This window comes from Brevundimonas sp., from assembly GCF_041919755.1.
Taxonomy (GTDB): domain Bacteria; phylum Pseudomonadota; class Alphaproteobacteria; order Caulobacterales; family Caulobacteraceae; genus Brevundimonas.
Genome location: NZ_JAYRTD010000001.1, coordinates 508,037 through 519,016, shown reverse-complemented (window position 1 = coordinate 519,016; position 10,980 = coordinate 508,037). Strand labels below are relative to the sequence as shown.

Sequence of the window (10,980 nt, the reverse complement as noted above, 5' to 3'; positions counted from 1 at the left end):
ACCGTTTGCCGCGGGATGGAGCAGCCCGGTAGCTCGTCAGGCTCATAACCTGAAGGTCGCAGGTTCAAATCCTGCTCCCGCACCCAAACATCCTCAAAGCCCCGCATGGACCACCAGCGGGGCTTTTTGCTGGTCTGGATGCCGTGACATAGCTTCAGCGTGGTGGCTCTGGATTTTGGCTATCGTGACTGCCATCGTCGCTGGCCCTCGGTTAGCGGGAGCCATCCTATATGCTGTGGGTAGCATGATTACGCCCACTAGAAGGACACGCTTCGGATCAATGTCCGGCTCGCGCCCGCAAGCCAGAGGGCAGCTCCTGCCCCGAAGCGGACCTTGTTTGCCTTGGTTCGTTTGCCGATAATCGAATGCCGCATTGAACGCGGTCCGGAGACCAGGATTTGTCCCTTCTCGCCACACTGACGGTCATCGCATCGCTGCAAGCCAATCCCTCAGCCGCTGACATACTTCAGGGCCTCGACATGACGTCCTTCAGAAACTCGACCGGCCCACTTCGGGTGGAGGGTTGGCGACGCCCTGCTGACTGGTCCTTCTCCGCACTGACGGTCTCCGAAGAAACCGCCTATTTGGAGCGGCCTGGAGACTGGAAAATCGGCCTCAAGATACTGCGGACGACTAAGGATGGCGTAATCGCCTGTTTTTACGATCGAGCGCAGAACGGCGGCCGTTATGCTGCTCAGCAAGCCCTTCGCATTGTCCGGGATGATTTCGGTGGATATCGAGTTTTGGATCAAAACGTGGTTGATCCGACCTGTTCCCCATTAGTTGGACAAGGCCGATAACGGTGTCCTCCTAAGGCAACCAGCCATAGGCCAGTGTCCTTTTCCACCCATTGCCCGAGCGCTTTAACGAGCGGAACCGCAGCCTCGCGAGTGTCCGCCTTCCACCCCTCCAAGACATCGGAGCGGTCCGCCTTGCGGTGGGCCGGCCCGAGCCCGGTCAAAGGTCGATCTGCTCCGAGATCTCCAGCACGTCGTCCACTGCGATGCCGCGATATATGACCGTGCGCTCCAGCTTTCCGTGGCCGAGTACAAGCTGGCAGGCGCGTAGGTTGCTGGCGTCAAACGCTGGTCGCCTAGCCGACACTGGAGGCGCTGACACCGTCTGAACCCGTGGCTCTGGTCACTCCCGCACGCGACTGAGGTGCACAGGGCCGCGCCCAGGCCGACACCGTCCGCCGCCAAGGCTGGGCCGCCGAGCCGGTGCTGAGCCTGACCATGCTGGCCGCGAGGCTGCGCCAGTAAGGTGAGGGGCTGACGCGGTATCTGGACGGGTTGCCGGCGGAGCTGTCACGTGGGGCAGAGGCCGAACTGGCGGGTGGTGGGCAATGACCGGGTTCGGCCTTTCTCGTGGGCCTTGTGACGGCAATGTAAGTATCTAGGATTACAGAGGAAAGCGGGTGGCGGGCGTGCAGTTCTACGACAGTCTTTCTACGCTGAGCAGAGTTTGGGCGGGGGCGTGGCAGACTATTTGATTGAGTAGAACACTGCCGTTCAAGGCACGCGCCTCAGTGCCAGGACAAGCGAACCACCCATAATAGCAAGCGCCGACCCCGCCAGATAGACAAGCTGCAAATCCTCGCCAACCCAGCTTAAGGTCGCCAGCGCCAGCGACGGTGCCAGCATCTGTGCGCCAGTGGAGGCCACGTTCAGCAGGCCCAGGTCGCGCCCGGCGTCCTTTGTGCTGGGTAATACCTCAGCGGCCAGAACCGCTTCGGTGATCCCATACAGACCGACGCCGATCCCGAAGGCAGCCTGGGCGACAAACGGCCCCGGCCATTGCGGGACTATGGCCATCAGAAGCGCGCCCGCCGCCAGAAGCGCAGCGCCGGCAAACACGATGCGTCGCCGTTTTCCGATCCTGTCGGATAGTCGTCCGCCAACCAGGCCCGCAACGACGGCGAGAGCGGTGGAAACGATGAGCAGGCCCCCGGCTACCACTTCGATGCGAACCGACGGCAGGACGCGCGCGACATTCGTCTCCTGGTCCACGAAGAACAGCAGATACAGCACATTCATGGCCACGGCCGTCTGGACGAGCAGACGCGAGGCGAAAGCCAGCAGGAAGTCCCGATCGGCCAGGGCCGAAAGGGATAGACTCCGATCGATGCGCCCTGCGTTGTGAGAGGTCGTGCGAATTGTCGCTGTGATGAAGGGCAGAACCATCGCAACCGTCACCGCCACGACGGCGATAAACCTGTCTGTCTCGGCGATCAGCCAAAGTCCGATCACCACGGCACCGAAAAGATTGGACAGCGGATAGGCCAGGCCGGTGAAGCCGGCGACCATGCCGCGCTGGTGCGCGGGCACACGCTCGGGCAAGGTCGCAGCCAAGGGGTTGAGCATGAAGTTCAGGCTGATCTGCAAGACGATGATCGCCGCGATCAGGGATGGCGCAGTCGTCGCCTGGTGAAACAGGGCGTAGCTGAAGACGGTCCCGATCAGGCCGCCGATCAGCCACAGCGACCGGCCGCCGGGCCAGTGGCGGGTGCGGTCGCCGATGATGCCGGCCACGACGCCAGCCAGACCGGCCGTCATGGCCCCCCAGAGTGCCGCCTGGCTGAGCACCTCCGCCCGGCCGGCGGGATCGATCGCCGCGGCCTTCAGCGGCAGAAGGATCGTCAGCAGGGGAATGAAGGCGATATAGGCACCGACCTGTGCCGCCATATAGGCCGCGACGAAGCCCGGTCGCACCGCAGGCAGCGGCGTAGTGGTTTGAGGCGTATCGCGGGGCATGCGCCGCGACCTTGGCTGTTCCCCCTGCCGATGTCACCGCACAAAAGAAGCGGCGCCTCCCGCTCGGGAGACGCCGCCAGAGGGCCGCTCAGGAAGGCAGCGGATCAGTACTGGACGCGGAGGCGTGCGCCAAAGGTCCGGGGGCGCGTGAAGAAGCGCGTGTTGTCGAACTGGGTGATGATGATGGCGGCCTCGTTCTGCTCATCCGTCAGATTGTTGACGAAGCCTTCCAGCCTGACCCGTCCGTCGCCGGGCGGGGTCCAGCCGAAGCCGACATCGAAGGTCCAGTAGCCGTCGACTTTGTCGTCCAGACGTCGGCGCGGATTGTCCGGCTGCAGATAGTCCTGACCATTGAAGATGGTCGTGAACATCGACGAGCGGTAGCCGCTGGAGATCACATAGTCGAACTGGCCCATACGCTCGGTCGGGAAGGCCTGGGTCAGGTTGATGTTGAACTGCCATTCCGGCGTGCGCGGCAGGGTCTTGCCTTCGATCGAGCGGAACACCGCCTCGTTGGGTGCGACGTCGGCCTGGAAGCGGAAGTCCTGAATTTCCTCGGCCTCGGTGACTTCAGCCTTGAGGTACAGCAGGTTGAAATCGATGCCCAGGTTCCAGGGCAGATCGATGCCGCCCTCGAACTGTGCGCCGTAGATGCGGGATTTGGCAGCGTTATACGAATAGGAGACGACCAGGGCCAGCGAGGAGTCCTCGGGCACCGGCACCTCCTGAGGTCCGCCCAGGAAGTCGACGATCTGGGCCACCGACAGCAGCGACGTCAGAACCTGATCGCTGTAGTCGTTGTAGAACAGCGAGCCGTTCAGACGGGCCTTGTAGTCACCGATGTAGAACTCGTTCTTGGACCCGACCTCGTAAAGGGTGACGGTCTCAGGGCCATAGGTCGGGGCCAGGCCGGCGTTGCCGATGTTGTCGTTGAACCCGCCAGACTTGTTGCCGGTCGTGATCAAGCCGTACAGCAGGTTGTCGTCCGACAGATCGTATTCGGCACGCAGGCGCCAGTCGACGAAGTCGATCTTGCTTTCGCCGACCTGCTGGAAGATCTGGCCAGCGAAGGGCACGGCGAAGCTGACCGTGCCGTCGGGCGGGCAGACGAAAAAGTCGCCGGTGACGGTATCAAGACATGGCGGACGATTGGGGGCCCCACCAGGGACGGGCCCGTTGCCAAAGATGGTCTGGACGTTGTCGCGCGCGCCGAAGCGGGCGACGCCGTTGAAGTAGAAGTTCAGGATTTCCTGATCGCTGATGGTGCCGTTGCCGTCGGTGTCTGGATTGAAGATGCTGCGCCCACGCCCCGCGAATTCGAAGCCTTCGGTACCGACACGCACGCCACCGCAGCATGAGAAGTTGTCGCCACCGATGGCGAAGCCATACCGCGCCGCCACGCCGCGACGGCTCTTTTCGTCCTCGGTGTAGCGAAGGCCACCCGTCAGGCGGAACCGGTCGGTGACGCTGTAGGTCGTATCGGCATAGAGGGCATAGGACGAGGTATCGACGTCCGGCATGTTGAACTCGACGCCCTGGAAGAACAGCCCGCGGTCACCCGTCGAGCCCAGGAAGGAATACTGATCCTCCTCCAGATAGAAGGCCCCGACGCTCCAGATCCAAGGCCCCTCGTTGTCGTAGAAGCGCAGCTCATGCGTCTTGGACTGGCTGTCGGTGATCGACTGGAACTGTGAGAAGTTATCCAGCGTCTCTTCCAGTCCCCCCGGACCCGTCAGGTTCTCCAGCACGCCGGGATAGAAGGGCGAGAGTGGTGTGACCGCCTTGTAGTCATAGACCAGGTCGCGATAGCTGGCGGTGTATTCGATGTCGAACAGGTCGCCGTCATAGTTGACGTGGGCGCGCGCCCCCCAGTGGCGAGTGTCGAGTTCCGGCGTAAAGGCGCGTGCGACGACCCGGCGCGGATCCTCGATATCGTCCGGGTCGATGCCCTCGCCCAGGGGGTTGGCATAGTTGGTGCCGGTGTAGCCGCTGCCTGTCTCGCGGATGTAATCGGCCCCCAGCAGGATGCTCCAACGGCTGTCGGGCTCCCACAGGAACTGGATGCGACCCGCGCTGTTGTTTTCGGCCTCGGCCACACCGACCTGAGCCGGGCCGACGTCGGTGTAATAGCTGTCGTGCTCCAGGTGATAGCCAGCAATGCGCAGGGCGGCCGTCTCGCCGACCGGCAGGTTAAGCATGCCTTGGAAGACGCGCTGCTGATAGTTGCCGAGCTCGAACTCGGCGCTGGCGTCCAGGATGTTCAGACCTGGCTTCCAGGTCACGATGTTGACGGAGCCCGCCGTCGCATTGCGACCGCGTAGCGTGCCCTGAGGCCCGATGTTCACCTCGACCCGCTGGATGTCGAAGAAGGCCGAACCAATGCCCGCCGGGCGGGGCAGGTAGACGCCGTCATAGTGGGTGGCCGCGGCCGGATCGCCCAGCTCGGTATTGTTCGAGGAGCCCACGCCGCGGATGTAGATTTCGATATTGCCGCCATTGTTGGCGACCGACAGGCCGGGCACGCGCCCCTCCAGATCGGTGATGTCCTGAACGCCGACGGCCTTCAGGTCCGCGCCGCTCAACGCCACGGCCGTACCGGCATAGTCTTGCAGGTTCTGCTCGCGCCGTTCGACGGTCACGACGACGTCGTCCAGCGTCGTCGCGGGGTCGTCAGCTTGGGGGCTGCCCGCCTCCTGGTTGGCCGGGTCCTGCGGCGGCGCGTCCGCAGGCGGCGTCTGCGCCAGCGCCACGCCGGGGAGGATGAAGGCTAGGGTCGCGCCACAGAGCAGCGCCGTCTTGCGGTTGCGCATTCGATAATCCTCCCGATGCGGATTGTTGGTCATTCCGCTTGCCATTAATGCGCCATTGTTTGACAACGTTGTCAACGGTCGTTTTTCGACTGGCGTTTGAGGGTGGGATTGGTGCAACACGGGCATGACGCACCTCGTTCGCTCCGGGAGCAGGGTCGCTCAAGGGGAGGTGCAATGACGAAGGTCACCATCCGACATGTCGCGGCGGCCGCAGGCGTCGCGGTCAAGACCGTGTCGCGCGTAATGAATGGCGAGCCCAACGTCACCAAGGATCTTCAGGACCGAGTGATGAAGGCGGTCGATGATCTGGGCTATGTCCCCAGCATGGCGGCGCGACGCATGGGCGGCAGCCGCTCTTATCTGCTGGTTGCGTTGAACGACCGCCAGAACACGATCAACAATTGGCGCAGCGGGCGCGGCAACGACTGGATCGACCAGATGCTGCACGGGGCGATGCTGACGTGCGAGGCGCACGGCTATCGCATGCTGTTCGAACTGGTCGAGGCGGGATCGCCGGATCTGGATCGCAAGGTCGTGGCCATCCTGTCGGCCTTGCAGCCGGACGGGGTCATCCTGACCCCGCCCCATTCCCAGAACCTGGCCCTGGTCGAGATGCTGACGCGACGCAATGTGCCGGTGGTGCGGATGGGCGTGCCGGGGGAGGGTGTCGGCTTCGGCGTCTTCATGGACGACCGCGCGGCGGCAGCCGAGGCGACGCGGCACCTGATCGACCTGGGACATCGTCGGATTGGCTTCATCGCCGGCAGTCCGCGCTTCGAGGCCAGCGGCCAGCGACACGACGGCTATCGCAATGCCCTGACGCACGCGGGTATCGCGATCGATGATGACCTGATTGCCCCGGGCGATTTCACTTTCGAGAGCGGTGTCGCCGCCGCCGAGACCCTGCTGTCGCGGCCCGAGCCGCCGACCGCCATCTTGGCCAGCAACGACGAAATGGCGCTGGCGACCCTGCATGTCGCCTCTCGCCACGGCCTCCGCGTGCCCGACCTGTCACTGGTCAGTTTCGACGACACGCCCGGCGTCCGTCTCAGCGTTCCGGGCCTGACCAGCGTGCGCCAGCCCATCTCCGAGATGGCCGCCAAGGCCGCCGAACTGCTGATCGCCGTCAGCAGAACAGGTGAGGCCGTCCCGTCCGATCACCTGCTGCCGTTCGGGTTGGAAATCCGGGGCTCCACCGCGCCCCGGACCTGACCCAATCGCCTAGTCTGCAGAGGCCGGACAGGCGTCCGACGTGGCCGCATCCAGACGGATGTCCTCGACCGCCACCGCCGCCGGTGCCCTGGCCGAAAGGATCCAGGCCCGGTCCACGCCGGCCAGACCGCCCTGACCGGACGCGAAACAGCGCAACGGCACCGACGCCTGCTGCCAGCCCTGACCGCCGTCGAACCGCACGACGCCATTGCCCAGGCCGAGGCTGAGCGCCGAGGCATCGCCTGCATCAATCCGGTAGCGGAACGTCAGGGCCACATTCGCATAATCCGCCCCCGACAGATCGATTGCCGGGCCGGTCACGATCGCCTGTCCCGGTCCGGTGAATGTGAGCAGTCGGGCGGACTCCTGGCCCTGACCATCGACCGGTGCCACGGTCACCACCGAACGCGGGCTGACGCCCCGTGCCCCATCCGCGATCCGCGCCTCACCGCCTTCGTCGCGCACGACGAGCGACCAGGGCGTCACGAACCGCCCGTCGGCGAAGAACCGCATGGACGACGCCTCCAAGCCCTCGTCGACCTCGGCCAACGTCGGCGTCTCGACCGCCGACGCATAGGTCAGGCCGAAGCCATAGGCGAACTGGGGATCAGAGTCCGGACCGCCCCGGTTCTGCGGCGCCTGATCTGGACTGCGCGGCCAGCTGAATGACAGTCTGCCTCTGAAGTCGTGACGGGCTGCGCCGTCAGCGCTTGCGACCAGCACATCGGCGATGCCGCCGCCCTCCGACCCCGGCAACCAAGCGGCCACGAAGGCGTCCGAAGCATTGATCTCCGGGTTCACATAGAGGGGCCGACCAGACAGGAAGACCGCCACGGTCGGTATGCCCTCGGTCTTCAAGCGACGCAGCAGGGCCAGCGGCTCGCGCGGGCGAAAGTCCAGATCGGACAGGTCGCCTTGGAACTCGGCATAAGGCTCCTCGCCGAAGACGACGATGGCCACATCAGGCTTCGTCTCGAATGCGCCCGCCACATTGAGTTCGGCCGTGCCACCCGAGGCTTCGACCGCCTCCTTCAATCCCTCCCAGATCGACTGGCCATTAGGAAAGTCGGCGCGGGTATTGCCGGTCCCCTGCCAGTTGATGGTCCAGCCGCCCGCCGCCTGGCCGATGTCATCGGCGCTGCCTGCGACCAGCACGCGCGCGCCCGGTCGGATCGGCAGGACGGAGCCGTTATTCTTGAGCAGCACCAGCGACTGTCGCACCGCCTCGCGCGCCAGGGCCCGGTGCTCGGGCGAGCCCAGCACCTCGACCCGACCCTCCACTGGTCGCTCGGCCTCGAACACGCCGGTCTTGACCTTGACCGTCAGGATGCGCCGCACAGCTTCGTCCAGTCGGGCCATGGTGATCTCGCCAGATTTCACTTGGGCCAGGGTGTTTTCATACAGCGGCTTCCAGCTGTCGGGAGCCATGAACATATCCAGCCCGGCGTTGAAGGCGGCGGGACAGCTTTCGTTGGTGCAGCCCTCGATCTGGCCGTGGGCGTTCCAGTCGCCGACCACGAAGCCGTCGAAGCCCAGGGGGCCGCGCAGCACATCCGTCAGTAGGTCATGATTGGCCGTATGCTTGACCCCGTTCCAGCTGGAGAAACTGGCCATGATGGTCAGGATGCCGGCGTCGATCGAGGGCGGATAGCCCGCCGCATGGACGTCGATCAGCTCGCGTTCGGAGATGACGGCGTCGCCCTGATCCTTGCCGTTCAGCGTGCCGCCGTCGGCCAGATAGTGTTTGGCCGAGCCCGCGATATGGCCGGGGGCCAGATGCCCTTCGCCCAGTGCGCCCTGCAGACCCCGCGTCATCCGCCCGGCATAGGCCGCGACGATTTCCGGATCCTCGCCATAGCCTTCGTAGGTCCTACCCCAGCGGTCGTCGCGGGGCACAGCCACCGTCGGCCCGAAGGTCCAGTCCGCGCCGGTCGCCGCAACCTCCAGCGCCGTGGCCACCCCGATCCGCTCGATCAGGTCCGGATTGCGTGTCGCCCCAAGGCCGATGTTGTGCGGAAACAGGGTCGCGCCGACGACGTTGTTGTGGCCATGCACCGCATCGATGCCGAACATCAGCGGCACCTTCGCCCCTGGTCGCTCGGCCGCCGCCGTTCGGAACGCTCTCGCCAGCTCGACCCAGGCCTGTGCCGGGGCCCGCTCGTCGGCACCGGGCGCGGAGTTGCCGCCCGCCAGGATCGACCCCAAGGGATAAGTCGCCAGATCGGCCGGCGTGATCGAGCCGATGTCGGCCTGGATCACCTGACCGACTTTTTCCTCGACCGTCATGCGGCCCAGCAGATCCTCGACGAAGGCCAGGGTTGCGGCATCGGTCATCGCATCCGGGCTGCTGGCGCTGGGCCAGGCGGTCAGATCGACCACGGCAGAGGGCGTCTGAGCCATCGCCGGCCCTGAGGCCATCATCAGCGCCGTCAGCGACACCGCGACCGCGGCGAGACCACGCTTGTAGGAGAGGTTGATCATGTGTTCCGTCCCTATGGTCGTCTTTTGCCGCAAGGTGTCGGGAGTTGACAACGTTGTCAAACCGCGATTGCCTGAGCTCAGGTCGTCGCAGAATGATCATGGGAGGACGCGATGCGAGTTGTGGCACCGACGCTCAGGGCATTGTCCGCCCTGGCCTGCATCGGCGCGGCGGAAGCGCCCGCGCCGGCATCCACTCCACTGACGCAGGACGGCAGCCTGACCGGCTATCGACTGGTCTGGAACGATGAGTTCAACACCGACGGCCCGCCCGATCCGACCCGCTGGTCCTATGACACCCATCGCAACCGCGAGGGCTGGTACAACAATGAGCGCCAGTACTATTCCGCCGATCGGCCCGAGAATGCCCGCGTAGAGAACGGCCACCTGATCATCGAGGCCCGGCGCGAGACCCTGACTCCCGAACAGGTCGCCGATGCTGGGGGTCAGGCCTATACCTCCGCCCGGCTGATCACGCGCGGCAAGGCCGAATGGACATATGGCTTCTATGAGGTGAAGGCCAAGATACCCTGCGGTCGCGGCAGCTGGCCTGCCATCTGGATGCTGCCGGTCGCCGAGGCCGAATGGCCCGCAGGCGGCGAGATCGACATCATGGAACATGTCGGCCATGAGCGTGGCGAGGTCCACGGAACGGTCCACACGACTCGCTACAACCATACCCAGGGCACCGAGCGCGGTGGCCGCAAGCGCGTGCGCGACGCCTGCGACGCCTTTCACCGCTATCAGGTGCTGTGGACGCCCGAGGGCATCAACTTCGGTATCGACGACGTCGGCTATTATCGCTTTTCCAACGACGGCCGCGGCGACCGCGCCACCTGGCCGTTCGACAGCCCCTTCTACATGATCCTGAACATCGCCGTCGGCGGCGACTGGGGCGGGGCCGAAGGCATCGACGACCGGGCATTCCCGCAGCGGATGGAGGTCGATTACGTGCGGGTCTTCAGCCCAAGGCCGTAGCCGCGATCAGAAAGCTCCCGTTTTTCTAGATGGCGATCCCAAGGACACGTCGACGGTAGCCGTGCTGCTACAGACGTTAATCTGCGGGCCTCACACGGGCTTGGGCGCTACTAAGTGCCTCATCTGCAGGCTGCATGTGATCTTGCCGCATCAGACTGGCGCACGATGACGCGGCGACGACCTCCTGTCGGGTCGCGATACCATTGCCATCTAGGTCAAGGCGCGTGTGCCGGTCTGGCGCGACCACCCTGATCCGATCGCGTCCAGCCTCACGACGGCGAATGTCGGTCCGTGTCAATCGACCGTCGCTGTCGCGGTCCAGCCGGTCAAACAAGGCAAGCATTTGGGTGTCGGGGAAGCAGGTCGCAGAGCTGGGCCGCTGAGTCGTGTTCGTCGGGTGGTCTTGCAGCGTGGGCGAGGCGCTCACTGTCGGATCAACCCGGAGACTGGGCGGGTTTGGTCCGGCCCGCCCATCGGCAGCTGCCGGAGAGGCTACCATGCTTAGGCTAGCCAATATCAACTGAGCATGACGCACGCCGCGGCGTCTGATCAGTTCTGAGGGCGTTCGAGTGTGTGTGGACATGCCGACACCCTGACAAAAATGACGGGAGTTCATATGCGCCGCCTGGCTCGCTTTTCAGCCTATGCCAGATGGGGAGGTCACCACCTCGTGCGTCTAAGGACGCTGAGCATATGTAGACCTCTTTTCGAAAGCGCCGGGACCGTTCGAGCAACGGGGGTCGTTAGGT

The 10,980-nt window shown here is 64.7% G+C and carries 6 protein-coding genes and 1 tRNA gene; 4 read left to right on the top strand and 3 right to left on the bottom strand.

What is annotated here, in order from left to right:
• The first annotated feature begins 9 nt into the window (after positions 1 to 9).
• Both ACE3TH_RS02740 and ACE3TH_RS02735 read left to right on the top strand, forming a co-directional pair.
• Positions 10 to 86, top strand: a tRNA-Met gene (locus ACE3TH_RS02740).
• 312 nt (positions 87 to 398) lie between these two features.
• Positions 399 to 800 (top strand): hypothetical protein, encoded by a 402-nt coding sequence (locus ACE3TH_RS02735; RefSeq protein ID WP_374597073.1) that lies wholly within the window; start codon positions 399 to 401, stop codon positions 798 to 800.
• A gap of 711 nt (positions 801 to 1,511) precedes the next feature.
• On the opposite strand, the gene ACE3TH_RS02730 is transcribed toward ACE3TH_RS02735, so the two are convergent.
• Both ACE3TH_RS02730 and ACE3TH_RS02725 read right to left on the bottom strand, forming a co-directional pair.
• Positions 1,512 to 2,753 (bottom strand): MFS transporter, encoded by a 1,242-nt coding sequence (locus tag ACE3TH_RS02730; protein WP_374597071.1) that lies wholly within the window; start codon positions 2,751 to 2,753, stop codon positions 1,512 to 1,514.
• A 104-nt stretch (positions 2,754 to 2,857) separates the two neighbouring features.
• Positions 2,858 to 5,563, bottom strand: coding sequence for a TonB-dependent receptor (locus ACE3TH_RS02725; RefSeq protein ID WP_374597069.1), 2,706 nt, complete (start codon positions 5,561 to 5,563; stop codon positions 2,858 to 2,860).
• Between the two features lie 174 nt (positions 5,564 to 5,737).
• On the opposite strand from ACE3TH_RS02725, the gene ACE3TH_RS02720 reads away from it, so the two are divergent.
• On the top strand, positions 5,738 to 6,775 hold the full coding sequence (locus ACE3TH_RS02720) for a LacI family DNA-binding transcriptional regulator (protein ID WP_374597067.1): 1,038 nt from the start codon (positions 5,738 to 5,740) through the stop codon (positions 6,773 to 6,775).
• A gap of 9 nt (positions 6,776 to 6,784) precedes the next feature.
• On the opposite strand, the gene ACE3TH_RS02715 is transcribed toward ACE3TH_RS02720, so the two are convergent.
• Entirely contained in the window at positions 6,785 to 9,256 is a 2,472-nt protein-coding gene (locus ACE3TH_RS02715; RefSeq protein ID WP_374597065.1) for a glycoside hydrolase family 3 N-terminal domain-containing protein, read from the bottom strand.
• 111 nt (positions 9,257 to 9,367) lie between these two features.
• On the opposite strand from ACE3TH_RS02715, the gene ACE3TH_RS02710 reads away from it, so the two are divergent.
• Complete coding sequence (locus ACE3TH_RS02710; protein WP_374597063.1) at positions 9,368 to 10,231, top strand: family 16 glycosylhydrolase; 864 nt, start codon at positions 9,368 to 9,370, stop codon at positions 10,229 to 10,231.
• The last annotated feature ends 749 nt before the right edge of the window (positions 10,232 to 10,980 follow it).

Coding starts and splice junctions, on each gene's coding strand:
- ACE3TH_RS02730 (WP_374597071.1), bottom strand. CDS start 2,753: ATGCCCCGCGATACGCCTCAAACCACTACGCCGCTGCCTGCGGTGCGA.
- ACE3TH_RS02725 (WP_374597069.1), bottom strand. CDS start 5,563: ATGCGCAACCGCAAGACGGCGCTGCTCTGTGGCGCGACCCTAGCCTTC.
- ACE3TH_RS02720 (WP_374597067.1), top strand. CDS start 5,738: ATGACGAAGGTCACCATCCGACATGTCGCGGCGGCCGCAGGCGTCGCG.
- ACE3TH_RS02715 (WP_374597065.1), bottom strand. CDS start 9,256: ATGATCAACCTCTCCTACAAGCGTGGTCTCGCCGCGGTCGCGGTGTCG.
- ACE3TH_RS02710 (WP_374597063.1), top strand. CDS start 9,368: ATGCGAGTTGTGGCACCGACGCTCAGGGCATTGTCCGCCCTGGCCTGC.